General features: G+C 63.4%; 16 protein-coding genes. 14 read left to right on the top strand and 2 right to left on the bottom strand.

Annotated features, from left to right (window positions below; all coding sequences use genetic code 11):
* Nucleotides 1–7: 7 nt before the first annotated feature.
* From GLO27_RS17520 to GLO27_RS17535, 4 genes are all read left to right on the top strand, one after another.
* A complete protein-coding gene (locus GLO27_RS17520; RefSeq protein ID WP_347878414.1) occupies nt 8–775 on the top strand; it encodes an SDR family oxidoreductase in 768 nt (255 codons plus the stop codon).
* Between the two features lie 209 nt (nt 776–984).
* Complete coding sequence (locus GLO27_RS17525; RefSeq protein WP_167256030.1) at nt 985–2,235, top strand: hypothetical protein; 1,251 nt, start codon at nt 985–987, stop codon at nt 2,233–2,235.
* Between the two features lie 790 nt (nt 2,236–3,025).
* Nucleotides 3,026–3,190 (top strand): hypothetical protein, encoded by a 165-nt coding sequence (locus GLO27_RS17530; protein WP_167256032.1) that lies wholly within the window; start codon nt 3,026–3,028, stop codon nt 3,188–3,190.
* Between the two features lie 18 nt (nt 3,191–3,208).
* Nucleotides 3,209–3,598 (top strand): hypothetical protein, encoded by a 390-nt coding sequence (locus GLO27_RS17535; RefSeq protein WP_167256034.1) that lies wholly within the window; start codon nt 3,209–3,211, stop codon nt 3,596–3,598.
* Between the two features lie 142 nt (nt 3,599–3,740).
* On the opposite strand, the gene GLO27_RS17540 is transcribed toward GLO27_RS17535, so the two are convergent.
* Complete coding sequence (locus tag GLO27_RS17540) at nt 3,741–4,013, bottom strand: hypothetical protein (RefSeq protein WP_167256036.1); 273 nt, start codon at nt 4,011–4,013, stop codon at nt 3,741–3,743.
* Nucleotides 4,014–4,905: 892 nt separating this feature from the next.
* On the opposite strand from GLO27_RS17540, the gene GLO27_RS17545 reads away from it, so the two are divergent.
* The 10 genes from GLO27_RS17545 (at nt 4,906) to GLO27_RS17595 (ending at nt 16,582) form a co-directional block, all read left to right on the top strand.
* Nucleotides 4,906–7,125: a glycoside hydrolase domain-containing protein gene (locus tag GLO27_RS17545; protein WP_167256037.1), complete on the top strand. Its 2,220-nt coding sequence runs from the start codon at nt 4,906–4,908 to the stop codon at nt 7,123–7,125.
* 635 nt (nt 7,126–7,760) lie between these two features.
* Entirely contained in the window at nt 7,761–8,096 is a 336-nt protein-coding gene (locus GLO27_RS19640) for a hypothetical protein (RefSeq protein WP_208323819.1), read from the top strand.
* Nucleotides 8,097–8,955: 859 nt separating this feature from the next.
* Complete coding sequence (locus GLO27_RS19645) at nt 8,956–9,213, top strand: hypothetical protein (RefSeq protein WP_208323820.1); 258 nt, start codon at nt 8,956–8,958, stop codon at nt 9,211–9,213.
* Between the two features lie 82 nt (nt 9,214–9,295).
* Nucleotides 9,296–9,640, top strand: a complete 345-nt coding sequence (locus GLO27_RS17560) for a hypothetical protein (protein WP_167256043.1) — start codon at nt 9,296–9,298, stop codon at nt 9,638–9,640.
* 22 nt (nt 9,641–9,662) lie between these two features.
* Entirely contained in the window at nt 9,663–10,019 is a 357-nt protein-coding gene (locus GLO27_RS17565) for a hypothetical protein (protein ID WP_167256046.1), read from the top strand.
* A gap of 845 nt (nt 10,020–10,864) precedes the next feature.
* Nucleotides 10,865–11,887, top strand: coding sequence for a LacI family DNA-binding transcriptional regulator (locus GLO27_RS17575; protein ID WP_167256050.1), 1,023 nt, complete (start codon nt 10,865–10,867; stop codon nt 11,885–11,887).
* Nucleotides 11,888–11,993: 106 nt separating this feature from the next.
* A complete protein-coding gene (locus GLO27_RS17580; RefSeq protein WP_021199953.1) occupies nt 11,994–13,370 on the top strand; it encodes a glutamate decarboxylase in 1,377 nt (458 codons plus the stop codon).
* 11 nt (nt 13,371–13,381) lie between these two features.
* Nucleotides 13,382–14,902 carry an amino acid permease gene (locus GLO27_RS17585; RefSeq protein WP_167256052.1) on the top strand — a complete coding sequence of 507 codons (1,521 nt, stop codon included), beginning with the start codon at nt 13,382–13,384 and terminating at the stop codon, nt 14,900–14,902.
* Between the two features lie 56 nt (nt 14,903–14,958).
* A complete protein-coding gene (locus GLO27_RS17590) occupies nt 14,959–15,999 on the top strand; it encodes a hypothetical protein (protein ID WP_167256054.1) in 1,041 nt (346 codons plus the stop codon).
* A gap of 82 nt (nt 16,000–16,081) precedes the next feature.
* Nucleotides 16,082–16,582 (top strand): GNAT family N-acetyltransferase, encoded by a 501-nt coding sequence (locus GLO27_RS17595; RefSeq protein WP_167256056.1) that lies wholly within the window; start codon nt 16,082–16,084, stop codon nt 16,580–16,582.
* A 6-nt stretch (nt 16,583–16,588) separates the two neighbouring features.
* On the opposite strand, the gene GLO27_RS17600 is transcribed toward GLO27_RS17595, so the two are convergent.
* Nucleotides 16,589–17,200, bottom strand: a complete 612-nt coding sequence (locus GLO27_RS17600; protein ID WP_029259577.1) for an NAD(P)H-dependent oxidoreductase — start codon at nt 17,198–17,200, stop codon at nt 16,589–16,591.
* Between the last annotated feature and the right edge of the window lie 57 nt (nt 17,201–17,257).

Consider the following 17,257-nt stretch of genomic DNA (forward strand, 5'->3'; position numbering starts at 1 on the left):
ACTGGCAGTGGTCACGGGAGCCTCAGGGGGCATCGGCGCGGAGATCGCGAGAACGCTGAGCGCAGATGGTTTCTATGTGGTCGGACAGTTCCGGAGCGGCAGGGGGCAGGCTTCGCAACTCGAAACTGTTCTCGCGGCTTCCCCCGCGGGTGGCGAGGTCGTCGAAGCGGACCTGGCGACCTCTGCGGGGCTTGAGGCGCTCATCGACGCAGTTCGCTCTCGAGCCTCTCAGTCGGGGCTTCAGGTGGCAATTCTCGTCAACAACGCCGCCCGGATGCTCGGACCGTCGTTCGTTGATGCGACGCCGGACGAGTTCGACGAGTTCGTAACGATCAACACGAAAGCGCCGTTCTTCCTCGCCCAGTCCTTGTCCCGCGACATGGCCGCGGGCAGCAGCATCGTCAACATCTCGTCGGCGAGCGCGCACATCGCCAGCGCAAGCGACATCGTGTACGCGATGACGAAGTCTGCTCTCGAATCCCTCACTCGGAACATGGCAGAGGCGCTGGCGCCAGCAGGGATCCGCGTCAATGCGGTCATGCCGGGATTCACCGATAACGGGCACCCGGCTTTCTCAAACGAGACCGCCGTCGCCTACATGAGCTCCTTGTCGATGCTGGGCGGTGTCGCCACGCCCTCAGCGATAGCGGACGCGGTGAGCTTCCTCGTCTCTGAACGCGCCAATCGCACGACCGGGGCAGTGCTAGACGTGAGTGGCGGCATGAGCCTGCACCCGCGCCCGCATCGGCACGGGTCCGTCCGCGACCTTCTCTAACCGAGGAGCATGAATCGCTCCGCGCTGTGGGCTTGGGCGAGAACTTCACCATGATCTGCGCGAGACGATTCGTCACACTACCGCGACTCTATGGCGATAGAGCACTATCTCTGTGTTGTACGCTTCTCGTCGCGCACCCGGGCTATGCCGCGTAGCTGAAGCGCGGACAGCTGTCGATAGATTGAGCATCCTACAAGAAGGAGAAGAACTTGGCCGAAGCATTGCCTGGAAAATCATCCCCCAACATCCCCGTCGCGCTCACGAAAGTCGCTCTCCGCCTTATCGGCGCATCGGATCTCGCGGACGCAATCGGCGACCTCACAGGACTTGGCCGCAAGAGCATCGACACGCTGGTGCGAACGGCGAAGAGCCAGATCTCCGACCACGCCTCCGCAGAGTTCGTTGCCGTTGGCCAGGCGGACCGCGAGTGGGCGGAAAGCATGCTTTCGCGCACCTACGTGCGTCTGGCCACAGATCCCGCGCGGCCCGTCATGAGTGAAGGCCTCATCGGGGCCGAAGCGGTGGCGCGTCTGGCGGACGCAATGATCGTTGCCGACGACCGGCGCGTTCTGAATTCGTCTTCGGATGACGTGCAGGCGTACGTCACCGCTGTGTCCGAGGCCATCGCCTACCTGATCTCGCAGTGGTACTCGACGAACGCGGAGGCGAATCGAGCCGCTATGTCGCAGGCCGCGGGCGAAACACTGCGGGCTGTTCGGGGTCTACCTGACCTCGCCGACGACATCAAAGCGCACTTCGACGCGGTCATCGAGCCGGCGATTGAACAACTTCGCCAGTCGGCCGCCTCTGCAGAAGAACCAGAGCCGCAGGGTGAGCAGTTCGATTTCGAGCTCGACGGTGAGCTTGCGCTCATAGCTTCGGAGGATGAACTCGCTGATGTTGTCCAAGCAATCGTCGTCGCGCTGTATGAGGAGAAGCCGTTTCGTGTCGAGGTTTCGCTACCCACTCTCGATGACCAGCTGAAGGGCATCGACGATGTCATGGTCGCTTCTCAGATCAGGCGGCGGTACCAAGCCAAGGCTCGACGAGCACAACTCGCGCTGTCGGCTTTCTTCACGGCTCAGATCGAATCCGTATGGACGCCCTACCTGAGAAACATCTCTGACCGAGTCGTCGTGGTGCGCGCGATTGTGGCCGACCAGGTGCCGGCTGGGTCGAAGCTCGATGTGTGGCGAACAGAACCTCCGCTCGCCTCCGCCCCAATCTGGTTGACCTCGGACGAGATCGCAGCGACGGTGGAGAGCACAAGGCTCGGGGAGTGGGATCACCTTCGAGGTGGCGCAGGATGGCGCGCGGCGGACGAGCTCCCGCACTCCGTCATCCGCGAGAAGGTCATGCCCAGCATTCTTGCTGAGCTGGTGCGACGTGAGGTGACGACGAAGGATGGTTGGGACGCCGAGGCGGCCCTGCTCCCACATTGGCACATCGGTCAGGGCTAGCCCTATCGATAGGCGTGTGCGACCGAAGCGGCGCACACGCGCCAACGCGCAAGAGCGTGGGACGTCGCTTCCGGCGGCGCCCCACGCTCTTGTCTGTCCGTTGCGGTGCGGTGTCCTAGCTCGTATGGCAGGCACTCGCGCAGATAGCACAACCGTTCGCGCGAGTGTAGCCGAGGCGCTTCGCCTCAGCGACTGCACCGGAACACGAGGAGAAGTAGCCAAGCGATACGCGGTTGTCCCAATTCGGTAGGCAACCGCGGGTCGACGCCTCGTCATGGACCTCGTGGTCGCCGTTCGATTGAGCGTTTCTGTTCACGATGTAGTTCGGCATAGTGCATCCCCAATTCTGTGCACCACTGTGTGCACTCAGGGAAAGACTAGTGGAGGTCACTCCAAAAGTGACTGTGCCACATATCGAACGGTGCCATCCTCACCGTCGGGCCGACCGGTTCGCCGCAGGGTAGAGGATGGTCGCCTCACATTGGAGTTCACATGGCACACCTCGAAGTACCTCGCGCGGATATCCGTCCCATCTGCTGCGTCGCCCCTACCCATGACGAGAGTCCCCATTTCGCCGGCACGGCGCAGCAGGTGTCGACGCTGCTCGTCGCGGCGTCTCACGCGGACGCCGACCTCACCGATGTGCGTGGAAACGAAGTCGGCGCTCAGCTGGTGGCGCTCGACGCCTTCCATGCTGAGGCCCGAGTGCGGGCAAGGGGCCGTGCGGGTCGAGGCGTCCGAGCGCTGGTCCTGGATGCGACCCTCCTCGAAGACGCCTCGGCGATTTCGGATGATCCGAGACATCGTCGAAACCCGTCGCCTCGGACTCCACCTCTGGCTCGAACATCAGCCGGAGCTCCCGCGTCGCCTCGCCGTGCAGCTGATGCGCGAGCACTGCTCGCGTTGTGTGGTGGAGCGCATCGGCGATGGCCTTCGTGCAGGAATCACTCTGTGAGCGCACTAGTGTGAATATGTGACCTTCACTGATTCCAATCTCACTGTACGCCCAGAACTCGCGCCTGACGAGTTGACCCCGACGCTCATTGACGGCCCTACTGTGGCCACAATCGGAGGACATGCTTACCGCGTTGAGGCATGGCGACTTACCGATGGAGAGAGTGCGGTCGTAGTGCGGCCCCTCGTTGACGCGCCGAGCGCAGCGAATGCTTCGGAGAGGATCGGGGCATTCGTCGACGCGCAGTGGGGTAACGACGCGCTCATCATCGAGGACTGGGGACAGGCCGGCTTCATGGGGGAACGATTCAGGATCTCATCGCGGGACGGCGGGAGCAGTGACATCGACGTGAGGGAACTGCGGGCGCGAGGCATCGTTCTCACCGACAACTTGTTCCAGGAGCCGTAAGGGGCCGCAGGCGAGTGCAGCGACGGCGCCAGGGCGCTCTGCGCTCTCCGGCGGCATAGTCCCTGTGCTCTGAACGTTCGTTACGCAGAAGGTCGAGAGCGTACGACGGTCACCTCGTGATCCGTCTGCACCTCATCTTCGTTTACATGCGCGAACGCGGGAATCGAACCCACCTCATCACGCCGAAGCTAACATCCGGATAGATGATCACCAGGCCATCATCGACTCGCACGACGTTTCCCGCGTTCGCCTTCGTAGCACTGGACCACTCGAAGATGGACGCAGTAACTCCGCCGTCCCCGAACCGGGCTCCAATGCGCTTGCCGCCGCTTCCGTCTGGATCGTAGTAGTCGACGCCGTATCCGAAGTATTCGGCGTCGCAGAGAATCTCCTCTCCGAGAGCGAGGGTCATCATGATTTGAATCTTCGGGTTCCTCGAGGAGAACTGTCGTCAGGTACTTCGGCTTCTGGTGTGCTTCGTGGAGCGACCGTATAGAAGGCTCCGGACAGTGCCCGACCTCGCGCGTATCCTCGCCATACGTTCCTCGTCACTCGGCGAGGTCGAGGAAGAACCTAGATGAACGGTGCGCGGCGCCTTCAGCGGCTACGAGTTACCGCACCCACGCAATGCAGGTCGTGGATTCGTTTGTTCGCACCATTAAATTCGAAACGAGATCTGGGTAGTCGCTGTAGGACTGCGTCACGGTCACGGCAAAGTCGCCGTCTCCCACAGACTCTATTGCGAGTGTGTAGCTCTCGGCGCCTGCAGTGTCGGAGTTAACGCTTCCAAGCATGGCGCCGCCACAAGCCAAGCTCTGCGCTGAATCCTCGTCCCCCCTATTGCTCGCTGCGACCCACTCTTCAGCGATGTCGCGAGCGCGTTCCTCAGAGGTTCGTGCGGGTTCGGTGCATGCGGTCAACGAAACTAGGAGAGCGCCTACCGCCGCGACGGACATCAACCTGGAGACGGCGGACGTGCTCATGGTTTCCCTGACTGTTCGAGGATGGGAGCCGTGCGAGGCAACGAGAAGACCGCTACCCGACGTCTTGAGCTCCACGGGGCTCCAGACTAATCGGGATTTCTCTAAATCAACACGCTCTTGGTCCATCTCCCAGCACGGCGTCCTCCGTTTGGGGGACATTCGTTCTCGAAAGCTGAGATTCTGATCGGAACTGCCAGCTCAACGCCCAACCGCACTCTATGGTGTACTCATTCGGTACAGAGTCGCCGATCTGTATCAGCCGTCGGCGATTTTTCGCGCGGTTGTGCAGAGCTCTCATCCATGCCAACACAACCGGAGGAACGAATGGATCCATACGTCAAGAACACTCAAGAGTGGATCAACGCGACATACTCAGGACGTCCAGCGACTCCCGACATCGGGCCGGTGACTGAGGACGGCTTCACTGGGTGGCAGACGGTGACGGCGTTGGTGCGCGCGCTCCAGTACGAGCTTGGCATCACCAACCGATCCGATAGTTTCGGGCCGACAACGCTCACAGCGTTGAGCGCCGTGTCGCCCATCAGCAACTCATCGACCAAGAAGAACATCATCCGTATCGCGCAGGGCGGGATGTACTGCAAGGGATACCCGGGCGGAGATGGCGAGCTCGGCGGAGTATGGGATGCGACCGCCGTAGCCGGCATGAAAAGCTTTCGCCAAGACATCGGCCTCGCACCTGGGAACGGCGACATCGAACCGAAGGTGTTTAAAGCTCTGTTGAACATGGACGCGTTCAAACTCGTGGGTGGTGGACGAGCCGCGGTGCGTACGATCCAGCAGGCGCTGAACGGGCGATACCTCAACCGCCGCGACTTCTACGCCGTGCCCACCGACGGCCGATACACAGGCGACGTGCAGACGGCGTTGCTGTACGGGATTCAGTACGAACTCGGTCTTGAGGACGGAGTCGCCAACGGTAACTTTGGCCCTACAACGAAGGCGCGGCTCCAGGCCCAGGCCAACCTCTCCAACGGGTCCGTCGATTCCAGCAAGTACTTCGTCCATCTCTTCCAGGCTGCACTGATCTTCAACGGATACGACGTCTCCTTCGATGGCAACTACGGGGCTGGCACAGCAAGCAAGACCACCGCCTTCCAACAGTTCGTCAAACTGCCCGCAACGGGCGGCGCGAATGTACAGACATGGGGCTCTCTGCTCGTGAGCACCGGTGATGCGGATCGAGCGGGCACCGGTGCGGACTGTGTGACCACACTGACATCGCCGCGCTTGACGGCGCTGATGTCGGCTGGTTACAGCTATTTCGGGCGCTACCTGACCAATACCCCTGACAACCAGCTCGACAAGTGCATCCAGAACGGCGAGCTCCAGCGGATCTTCAACGCTGGCGGACGCGTGTTTCCGCTGTTCCAGACCGGAGGGGGACAGGTTGGGCATTTCACGGCCAGGCGAGGTAAGGAAGTCGGTGAGGAGGCAGCTGCTGCGTGCTGGGCTTACCGAATTCCTGAGAACACGATCATCTACTTCTCAGTCGACTTCGACGCAACAGAAGCCGAGGTGACTGAGTTCGTCGTCCCGTACTTCGCGGCCATCCCAGAGACCCTCGGGCGGATGGGATTGAACTATCGCGTCGGCGTCTACGCGCCCCGCCGAGTCTGCCATCAGCTCAACGCTGCGGGTCTCGTTGTCAGCGCGTTCGTGTCGGACATGTCCATCGGCTACGGGAGTAACCGCGCGCAAGTGCTGCCGTCGAACTGGGCCTTCGACCAGATTCAGACGCGATGGGAAGGCAGCGGGCTCGGCGCGGTGGAGATCGACAAGAACATCGTGTCGGGGCGCGACGGTGGTTTCAACTACCTCACTCCGGTGTGGGGACAAGGGGATGACCCGCTCATTCAATCCCAGGATTACGACGACATGTGGGCCGAGATGTACCGCGATACGTACGAGCACCGCAATGCGGAGGATCAAGCGGTGACAGCGGGGAACCAGTCGCGAGTCAAAGCTGAGGTCTGGCAGCACGACGCATACATCACGGCGCTCGCAGCCCAGTTCGATTGCTACAAGGCTCTGATTCTTACCCCCTTCGTTCACGAGAGCCTCTGTATCAACGCCGAGGATAGAGGGAAAGACCTGCTAGTGGAGGCGTACTACCTCGCTCTAGAGATGGGGGCTCCGGAGGATCCGACCAGCGAGTTCCGAGACTCATCTACGGGTCTGTGTCAGATCTTCGCCAAGACCGCGATCAAAGCGCACAACTTCGCGGTATTCAAGGGCCTCATCAGCGAGCGCACCTATGACTTTAACGTCTGGCAAGACATGTGGACCATGTGGAAAGCGCTGCAGAACGCCGAGTACAACCTCCGGTCGGCGATGTTCGTGATGATGATGGAGGCCAACATCGATATGGGTATCGAACCTAATCAGACGCGAACGATGACCCCCAGCCAAATCATGCGAACATGCGTCCGATACAACGGCACCGGCGACAGTGCTCTCGTCTACGGCCGCAACCGGATGAGTCAGTACCTGACGATCTGCAAGTGGGAAGAGTCATTCCGCTAGGACGTCAGTGCGAGTCCCACCCCATTGACGAGGGCGCTTCGGCATCCGAACCTGGAGCACGTCGCATCGGTTGACGCTAAAAATCCGATTCCATAGAGGATGATGCACAGGGACCGTCCCGCCGAGAGCCCGTAGTCGTCGGCGGGACGGGACTGAACCCAGGACAGGGCGTCCCGAGTCACCACGGCGCGGGTGACTGTGCTCGGCACCCTAGGGTTCCGTTCGGGGGAACGCGTGGGCCAGACGCAACTGGCGGAAAGGTCTGGAAAAGACTAACTGGCAGCCCTCATACGCTCGCGAGAGCGACTCTACCGACAAGTGCAGCGTCACCGGTGAGAGCGCGTGCCGCAACACTTCACTGGCACAATGTAGGGAGCTCCGCGAAGCGCGAGTCTACGCTGCCAGCCGCTCTGAGTGCACGGCGAGCGTGCTACATTAAGCGCTCAGTGTGCGTGAAACACCTATCGAAAATCCCGGAGGCAGAGATTAGGAAAGTAGCATTCCCTCTGATCGTTCTTGCGCTGTGTGCAAGCCTCGTCGGATGCACGAACGTCCCCGAACGCAGCGAAGACAGTCCTGAGCCGTCTCCTACCGTCGCAACAACCGAGGTTCCGTCCGCATCCCCATCCCCAGCGATGGATCGTCAGTCGCAATACAAGGCTGCAGTGCAGGGATTCCCCTACACGCTCCCGGCTGGCTTCAGTTTCCCAGCAGAGGCCCCGGAGGACGGCTGGGGGGAGGACGGAGCGGACGTTGCTCGGTACCTGTGGGGATGCTTCACCATCCGAGCGGCGTGGGAACACGCGCTGGGAGGCGACCGCGTCGCTGCGGACGCGATGCTCGCCATCCTCGACGAGGATACGACGGAGTGGGACATTCCCGGTCTGCGGAGCAGCGACTGGAGCGAGAACATGAGGTTCGCCGGAGACAGCGGGCTGTGCGCGCAATGGGAGAATGAGCAAGCTGAATGAACTGCTGCCATAGATTCGTAGTCCGGCGAGCCGGGCGCAGGATTTAGCGCTGACGTCCTACGACACGACTTCGGATTCTCGCACGGTGTGCACAGTACCCGACGCTAGGACTCGTCCCGAGTAGTAGCATCAGGCCTCAGAAGCGCAACGCGGTAACGATCCGCGTCGAGGTGTTGTGTGTGCCGCTACTGCGTGATCCGCGTGCCGTTCTCGGCCGCCGGCACAGCTCGACATATTCTGCTCCGTCGCGAACCACATCCCGCGACACCGGACCACACAAGGCCTGCCTCGGGGCGCGTATGTGTGTCGCTGTCGGGCGCAACACTGCCGTTCCGCATTGGTGTACATAAAAGCTCTTGACCTCGCTGCGAATTCGGTCCACTATTCGAGGAGGAGAGCTGTTCGCATCGCCATTCCCGCCCCGGGAGCTAGGCGGAGTTGCGATCTGGCCAGAGCTACGACAGGAACTCTAATGCGAGAGAAAGACCTCAAAGTTTCAAGGAGACAGCTCCTCACCGGATCCGCAATCGCTGCGGGCCTCGTAGTCCTTGGTCCCGCGGCTACTGGAGCCGCTGCTTCATCGACGACGTCGCGCGTGCCGAGCGGGACTTCTGCACCCGGTACGTCATCTGCGGATGCGTATCTGAGGGCTTTCCCTTCCTCGCACGAGGCAGCGACGACAGACCTGTCGGGGGTTCATGCTGAATACGAAGCTGCGGTTGCGGTATTCCCGCTGACGCTCCCTAGAGGGTATGTCTTCCGGACCAAGTCGCTCGCTTCGAATCCTCCCGGAGAGGTGGATGTTCGTTGGCGCGTAGGCTCCGGCGGAGCCGAGGCATTCCTGTTCTGGGCGGGCGCGATGGCGACAGCCGCGTACGCCGCTCACAATCGTGGGGATGCCGAAGGGGCGCGGGCGCACCTCGACTCGCTCGAGAGCGGCTATATCTCCAACGTCGGAAGGAGTTGCGTCGAGGACTACGAGAACGTCTTCGTTGCAACGGCCGTTCAACCGGCGAAGAACGGCGACTTTGATTCCCTCCGGCGAACATCCATCGCCGAGTTCCTGTCCGATCCGGTCTCACGAGAAATCGCGCGCAACGCCGGTGACATCGTCTGAGACTTCTCTCGCCGAGATCCCTCGCGTTGGGGCCAGCGAGTTTCTCTCGTACGCCGCTCACAACTGGGAGTATCGAACCGCTGTGGATAATTTCCCTCTAGCGGTGTTCGACGGCTTCGTATTCCCGGTAGACGCACCCAGAGGTGGGGAGGGCAGAGCCGTCCTGTACCAGCAAGGTGCGGGAGAGGTCGCCGCGCTTCTGCTGTGGATCGATGGTATCGAGCGGGCTATTGTCCGGGCTCACCTAGACGGTGACCGCCGCAAGACAAGCGGTTTGCTCACCCTCGCAGCGATGGTGCCCGACACGGAAATCTTCAAGAAGTTCAATGACCATCAGGCGCCGGTCAGTTGGTTCGACCACCTCATCGCACCAGCGATCTTCGGCGACTACTCGAACATCGTCCGCGCAGTGAGATCTCGAGCGTAGCCGCTCCCTTGAAAGGAAAACCATGCCCGACTACTACCTCAACGACAGCGGTATCAGCGCGGCTGGACATCTCGTTCAGTACAGCACTTTTCGCTACAACACGGGAATTGCAAACCCGATGTTCCAGCTGAGTGATTGGCACCATAACTGGGGTGCTGCGGATCAGTACATGCGGTTCGGTCTTCGGAACGGCTCTGGGGCGCAGGTGTCCAACTCGATACAGTTCGATCCCGGCCAGGGATACACGTGGAAGTACTTCACAAAAGTAGGCGGTGGGACAATCTCCGGCAACGTGGCGCTGAACGCGCGCAGCGCTGATTACGGTGGGTCCTGGGCCCCTGGGACAGTCGCCTGGAATGGCATTCTTCGACTGAACTGATCTAAGTACCGGCTCAGGATGCCGTGGAGAGGCGCGTCCCACCCCTCCACGGCGTCATGCAACGAGAGTTCGCTCGGCAGTATTTTGCGCCGCTCCTTCGGCGCGGCATCGAATATCTCGTCGAGGATCGACAATCACGAACCACACCATCGGGCGACTGACCCGGAACCGACGCAGAGAGAAGCGGAGACACGGGCGAAGGCCCAAGTGTCTGATGCGGGCGAAGGTCATGTCCACGTCCATCGTCCTGGCGGGAGGATTCGAGACGCCGACACGGTCTACCCGGGGAACGAACCTTCCGGGAGAGACACCAAGCACTGATTGTCTTGCTGGCGAGGGGGGGGGGGGGGGGGGGGGTACCGNNCCCCCCCCCCCCCCCCCCCACCGGTGCGCTTTCGGGAAGTGCGCCTAGGAGAGCGAAGCAAGACACGCGGAACCCTTGATATTCCGGGGGTCCAAGACTGTGCCAACTTCTACGACGCAACGGTGGTGGCGACGGACAGCCCGACTTCAGTCGGGACTTGAGCCAACTGCGGCAGATCTGCGCCGGATTGGTCGACGCGGCACAGAAGTCAGGGAGGACGCCCGAGCTTCGGGCGCAGCCGGATCACCAGCGGGTGAGAGGGCCTCGGGATCATTCGATCCCGAGGCCCTCTCTGCATCGTCGAATCCCTTCGCTCATCCATGCACGGGTGCGGGATCGTGGCCCACTGCGCCCACGAGGCCGGGCGCGGTCGTCGCCCTTCGTTCGTGTGCTCGGCACGCGCGTGGCGCGGCGGCGCCGGGCTGCGTCACTGCGTGACAGAAGCGGCACCAGACCGTGATTAAACGATTATGCTGAGGGGATGCCCGAACCTTCCGCACAACGCGTTCGCATCAGGGACGTCGCTCTCGCCGCAGGTGTCTCGGCGGCCACCGTCTCGCACGTCTACAACGGGCGAGGGAGAGTGTCCGAGCGCACGCGCGCCCGTGTGAAGGCGATCGGCGACCGGCTCGGCTACCAGCCGAATCAGACGGGTCAGGCACTGCGACTCGGGCGGACGAACGTGATCGCGGTCGTGGCGAGCTTCCGCGATCCGCGCGTCACGGAAGCCTCGTTCATGCCGTGCTTCCGGAACATCCTCGCGGGGGCGGCGTTGGAGGCCGGCGCGATGGGTTTGGCGGTCACGGCAGGCCGCGCGGGGGTCGACGGTCAGATCACGACCACGCTCTCGTATGACGGGATCATCGTGGTCGACCCCATGCCCAGCGACCCCGTGGTGGAGCGCGCGCTGAGTCTCGGTCGACCGGTCGTCGCCGTCGGCGGATACGACGAGCGTCCGACGGCTCGCATCCAGCAGATTCGGCTGGGCATACGGGATGCGCTTCCGGCTTACCTCGACACAATCGCAGATGGTGACGAAGAAGTCCGGCCTGCGATCTTCGTCGGGGCGCGACTGGATCACTTCACCAACGATGCCATCGCCGGGTTTCAGCGCTGGTGTGCGCGGCGGGGGATCACGCCGCGGGGAGGGGCGTTGGAGCCGGGGGAGTCGCTGGACGACGCTGCCACGAGGATGCTCTCGGGCGCACTGCCGCCCACGGTGGTGCACTGCATGAACGAGTCATTCAGCGCAGCCATCCTCCGAGCGGCCGAACGGGCTGGGCTCGATGTGCCCGGTCAGTTGCGTGTGACGACGGTCGGTGATCCCGGCGGGCTCGCTGCGCAGCATGGCGTGGACTATTTCGCCACCGATCCGTTCCGGAACGGCTCCCTCGCGGTGAAGGCCATGGCCGAGCTCGTAAGCGGCGAGACCCCTGCTGACCTCCTTCTCGAGCTGCCTTCGGTGGCGGTTTCCGCCTCGCCTTCGTCGTACAGGCTTGCGTGATCCCCTGAGGACGTCTTACCTTGTTTCCATCGACCCAGGTGGCGGTTAACCGATTTTGCACGTCGGTTCCATGTGCCGCCGCGATGCACGCAAGCAAGGAGACGACATGACTGATCACGAGACCTCCAGCCCGGCAACACCGATGTTCGCGAGGCCGGCTGAAGCTACCGGCGCCGCACGTCATGTCATCCCTGCCGGTGAGTCGCTTCCGGACACGGCGAAGCAGATCGTGGAGGACGAGACGATCCTCGACGGGAACGCGCGGCTGAACCTCGCGACGTTCGTGAGCACCTGGATGGATGACGATGCGAAGCAGGTGTACGCGGCGTCGTTCGACAAGAACATGATCGACAAGGACGAATATCCGCAGACGGCGGCGATCGAGGACAACTGCTGGCACATGCTGGCGAACCTGTGGAACGCGCCCGATGCGGAGAAGAGCATCGGCACCTCGACGATCGGCTCGTCCGAGGCGTGCATGCTGGGCGGTCTCGCCTTCAAGCGGCGGTGGCAGCAGGCCAGGCGTGCAGCGGGCAAGGACACCTCGACGCCGAACCTCGTGATGTCCTCCGCCGTGCAGGTGTGCTGGGAGAAGTTCTGCAACTACTTCGACGTCGAGCCCCGCTACGTGCCGATCAGTGCGGAGCACAAGACGCTCGACGGGCATGACCTGGCGAAGTACGTCGATGAGAACACGATCGGCGTCGTCGCCATCATGGGTGTCACCTACACCGGCATGTACGAACCCGTCGCCGAGATCGCCGCGGCGTTGGACGAGATCCAGAAGAACACCGGCCTCGACATCCCGATCCATGTCGACGGTGCCTCCGGCGCGATGATCGCGCCGTTCCTGCAGCCGGATCTGGTCTGGGACTTCCGTCTCGAGCGCGTGCACTCGATCAGCACCTCGGGTCACAAGTACGGTCTCGTGTACCCGGGGCTCGGGTGGGTGGTCTGGCGTGACGCCCAGTGGCTGCCGGAGGACCTGGTGTTCCAGGTCAGTTACCTCGGTGGGGAGATGCCGACCTTCGCGCTGAACTTCTCGAGGCCCGGCGCCCAGGTGGTGTTGCAGTACTACCTGTTCCTGCGCTTGGGATTCGAGGGATACCGGGCCGTGCAGCAGGCCTCGCAGGACGTCGCGAAGTACCTCTCCGCGGGGATCGCGAAGCTCGACGCGTTCGAACTCTGGAACGACGGCAGCGACATCCCGGTGTTCGCCTGGCGCCTCAAGGACGGGCACACGAAGAACTGGACTCTCTACCATCTGCAGGACCGGTTGCGGATGAAGGGCTGGTTGATCCCCGCCTATCCGATGCCCGCCGACCTCGAGCAGATCACGGTGCAGCGCATCGTCGTCCGCAACGGGCTGAGCATGGACCTCGCGATCGAACTGCTGCAGGCGATCGAGACCGAGGTCGCGTACCTCGACGCGCTCGAGTCGCCGATGCCGATCGAGAAGCCGCAGTCGGCCTTCCACCACTGAGAGAAGCCGCCATGTCCTCGCCTCAGAGTTCCGCTCCGTCGCCGGCACCGGCCGAGTCGTCCCCGACCGCATCGAACCATCCGCTCGCACCCCGTTCCGCGGTGACCTCCTTCCTGGGAGTGGGGCAGCTCGCCCTCCTCACCCTGGTCGTGGTCGCGAGCCTGCGATCGCTCCCGGCGATGGCCGTGTTCGGCCTCGGCAGCATCACGCTCTACATCATCCCCGCGATCCTGTTCCTCGTGCCGACAGCGCTGGTCGCCGCCGAGCTCGCGACCGGGTGGAAGGGAGGCGTGTACATCTGGATCAGGGAGGCGATGGGCAACCGCTGGGGGTTCACCGCCGTGTGGTTGCAGTGGATCCAGAACGTGGTCTGGTACCCCACCCAGCTCGCCTTCATCGCCGGAGCGCTCGCGTTCGTCTTCTTCGACCCCTCCCTGTCGAGTTCCGGCTTCTTCACGGCCGTGGTCATCCTGGTCCTCTACTGGGGATCCACTCTCATCGCGTTGAGAGGCGGCAACCTTTTCGCCAAGCTCGGCTCCTGGGGCGGCATCCTCGGCACCCTGCTCCCCGCAGCCCTCCTCATCGTGTTCGGAGCGATCTGGGTGTTCAGCGGAGAGAAGAGCGAGGTACCCCTCACGCCCGAAGCGGTGATTCCCCCCTTCACCGGCATCGCATCGATCGTGCTGATCGTGTCGAACTTCCTCGCCTACGCCGGCATGGAGGTCAACGCCGTCCACGTGAACCAGATGAAGGACCCGGGCCGGGGCTTTCCTCGCTCCATCTTCATCTCCGCGGTCCTCATCCTCATCGTGTTCATCCTGCCGACGATCGCCATCGCCGTTGCGGTCCCGCAGAAGGAGCTGGGCCTGACCAACGGCATCATGCTCGCGTTCCAGGAGTACTTCTCGCACTGGGGTGTGGGTCAGTGGGCGACGGCGGCGGTGTCCGCGCTGATCGCCGCCGGCGCACTGGCGTCCGTGATCACCTGGATCGTCGGACCGTCCAAAGGTGTTCTCGCCGCGGCGGAGACGGGGCTGCTGCCCCCACTGCTGCAGAAGAAGAACAAGGCCGGTGTGCAGTCCGGAATCCTGATGCTGCAGGGCACGATCGTCACCGCCCTGGCGGCGATCTTCATCATCGTCCCCAACGTCAGTGCGGCGTTCGTCGCCCTGATCGACATGGCCGCAGCCCTGTACCTCATCATGTACATGATGATGTTCGCCTCGGCGATGGTCCTGCGGCGGACGCAGGCGAGCGTGAAGAGGGCCTACCGTGTTCCTGCGATCAACCTCGTGGCGGGCATCGGATTCCTGGCGAGCCTCGCGGCCTTCGTGTTCGCCTTCATCCCGCCGGAAGGGTTCACGGCGTTCCCGCCGGCCCTGTATCCCTGGATCGTGGCGGCGGTGATCGTCGTGCTCGGCGCTCCGCCGCTCATCTTCTATGCGGTTCGCAAGCCCGCCTGGGACATGCGCACCGAGGAGCAGAGGAATGCCCACGGGACCCACGAAGAAGACGAGCACGCGCAGACGTAGGCGAGCGCGCATGCTCGGGAGCGCGTCGACACGCGCCCGGACCTAGAATCGACCCGATGATCGACGAGACCGCCACCGAGACGCGCATGCGCGCGAAGGTGAACCGGACGTTCGTGCGCGCGCCGATCGTCGTGGGCACGGTGCTGCTGATCGCAGCCATCGGGTTCACGCTCGCGGGTGATGACCTCAGCTTCTTCCCGTTCCTGCTCATGCTGGTCGGGGGCTGGTGCTTCGGCTTCGCGTTCGTGAACGTCACCCTGGGCATGGTGCCGGCGCGCAACGGGGCGATCCTGCACCTCGGTGTCGCCATCGTGCTCGGGGCCGTCCTGGTCCTCATGGTGGAGTTCGGGGGAGACCTGCTCGACGGCTTCCCCGAGGCGGTGCGCGGGGTCGCCGTCGTCCTGCAGCTCGCGGGGATACCGGCGACCGGGTGGATCTGGCTCGGACTCCTCAGTCGCATCACCGATCTCTTCGCCCGTCGGGACGCGAAGAAGAAGCCGCTGCCGGTGACGCCGGACTGGGAACGGGAGGAAGGCGGCGACGGGTCGATCGTGCGCTTCCCCGCCATCGAGCTGCGGATGCGCACGCTCACGCAGGCGATCGTCGGGATCGTCGTGGTCGTCGGACTCCTCGGCGTCGCGCTGCTGATCGGACTCGACGACATCGTGATGCGGATGGGACCGCGGATCGCGATCGTCCTCATGGGAATCGTGCTGGGGCTTCCCGTGTACCTCCTGTTCATGGCGATCCTGCGCCGACGCACAGCGCAGTGCGCGGTCGCCTTCGGGAACGACGAGTTGCGTGTACGGGTAGGCGATCAGCTCCACACGATCCCGTTCCGGAGGCTCGAATTCCTGCGCTGGCGGTGCCGCAGCGACTACGCGCGGATCGAGGTGCGTGGCACCGGTGTCGACCTGTCGCTCTTCGCCGGGCTCGCCACGCCGCCGCGCGGCTTCTCCGCCGAGCTTCCCGCACTGCCTCGGCGGGTTTTTCGACGACTCGAGCTGGCGGGACTCATCGTCGAGAAGGCTCGGCGCGACGAGGTCGTCACGTTCCGGAGTGCGTCGGAGCCGGCGTCACGCGCACCCGCACACTGAGCGCACCCGACGTTGAGCACACACGATGCGGAGCCCCCCTCACATTGAAGGCGGTGTCGGAGGCCTGTGGCAGCATCCGAGCATGGAAGACCTGAGACTCCGGATCTGGTCCGAGAACGACCTCGGACTGCTGCACGCGGCCAACACCCGGGAGATGACGGCGCACATCAACGGCCCGGAGAGCGTCGACCAGATCATCGAGCGGCACGCCCGTTACCTGCGGCTGGTCGCCTCCGGGGAAGCGCGGATGTTCGTCATCGAAGACGAGGGAGCGCGAGCACTCGGATCGATCGGGTACTGGCACGTCGTCTGGCGGGAAGAGCCTGCGCTCGAGACGGGATGGTTCGTCCGGCCTGAGGCGCAGGGGCACGGTGTGGCGTCCGCCGCCCTTGCTCTCCTCATCGACGACGCCCGTGCGCATCGCGAGGGACGACGTTTCCTGACCGCATTTCCCGGGGTCGAGAACCCGGCATCGAACGGGGTGTGCCGCCGCAACGGATTCACCCTGGCGGGGAGCTTCACAGAGGAGTTCCGCGGTGCCGAGCTGACCGTGAACGAATGGGCACTCGACCTCACGGAGTGACCGAGATCACTCCGCGGGATACTCCTGCGCCTTGAGCAGTCGGGCCAGGTGTGCGGCGTTCCTCGTCGCCGTCCCGATGGCCGACGCGACCTTCTCGGGTGTCTCATCGAGATCCTTGTAGTCGACGGTGTGCATCGCCTCGCCGTTCCAATAGACCGAGCCCTGTGCGGCGACCGTGTATCCCACGTCGTTCAGCGACTGGAAGAGGATCGCCGCGATGTGGTGCGCGCCGTCTTCATTCCCGACGACGCCCGCGATGGCCACCTTGTCGAACAGGGTGGGGCGGCCGCGGGCGTCCGTCTCGCCGAGCTCCGCATCGAGGCGTTCGAGCACGCGCTGTGCGACGCTCGAATGCTGCCCCATCCACGTGGGGGTGACGAGGACGAGGATGTCGGCGTCCAGCACTCGCCGACGGATCTGGGGCCATTCGTCGTCGCCACCCATGTCCTTCTCGACACCGGGGCTGAGGGAGAGGTCGACGGCGCGGACCACGTCACCGGTGACGCCGTGGTCGGCGAGGCCGTCGAGCAGCTGCGTCGCGAGGAGATCGGAGCTGGAGGGCGCGGGCGACGGCTTGAGTGTGCAGGAGATGGCGACGGCGGTCAGTGGTGTCTTCATGCTCCGAGCAGACCAGACGAGGAAGAACATGCACAGGGGGTTTCCGAGTCCGGGCTA

This window comes from Microbacterium sp. Be9 (genome assembly GCF_011754135.1).
Taxonomy (GTDB): Bacteria; Actinomycetota; Actinomycetes; order Actinomycetales; family Microbacteriaceae; genus Microbacterium; species Microbacterium maritypicum_A.

Excerpts from the sequence above, each read along its gene's own strand:
- GLO27_RS19640 (WP_208323819.1), top strand. The coding sequence starts at position 7,761 with ATGGATCGTCAGTCGCAATACAAGGCTGCAGTGCAGGGATTCCCCTAC.
- GLO27_RS17575 (WP_167256050.1), top strand. The coding sequence starts at position 10,865 with ATGCCCGAACCTTCCGCACAACGCGTTCGCATCAGGGACGTCGCTCTC.
- GLO27_RS17540 (WP_167256036.1), bottom strand. The coding sequence starts at position 4,013 with ATGATGACCCTCGCTCTCGGAGAGGAGATTCTCTGCGACGCCGAATAC.
- GLO27_RS17585 (WP_167256052.1), top strand. The coding sequence starts at position 13,382 with ATGTCCTCGCCTCAGAGTTCCGCTCCGTCGCCGGCACCGGCCGAGTCG.
- GLO27_RS17565 (WP_167256046.1), top strand. The coding sequence starts at position 9,663 with ATGCCCGACTACTACCTCAACGACAGCGGTATCAGCGCGGCTGGACAT.
- GLO27_RS17600 (WP_029259577.1), bottom strand. The coding sequence starts at position 17,200 with ATGAAGACACCACTGACCGCCGTCGCCATCTCCTGCACACTCAAGCCG.
- GLO27_RS17545 (WP_167256037.1), top strand. The coding sequence starts at position 4,906 with ATGGATCCATACGTCAAGAACACTCAAGAGTGGATCAACGCGACATAC.
- GLO27_RS17590 (WP_167256054.1), top strand. The coding sequence starts at position 14,959 with ATGATCGACGAGACCGCCACCGAGACGCGCATGCGCGCGAAGGTGAAC.
- GLO27_RS17595 (WP_167256056.1), top strand. The coding sequence starts at position 16,082 with ATGGAAGACCTGAGACTCCGGATCTGGTCCGAGAACGACCTCGGACTG.
- GLO27_RS17580 (WP_021199953.1), top strand. The coding sequence starts at position 11,994 with ATGACTGATCACGAGACCTCCAGCCCGGCAACACCGATGTTCGCGAGG.
- GLO27_RS17530 (WP_167256032.1), top strand. The coding sequence starts at position 3,026 with ATGATCCGAGACATCGTCGAAACCCGTCGCCTCGGACTCCACCTCTGG.
- GLO27_RS19645 (WP_208323820.1), top strand. The coding sequence starts at position 8,956 with ATGGCGACAGCCGCGTACGCCGCTCACAATCGTGGGGATGCCGAAGGG.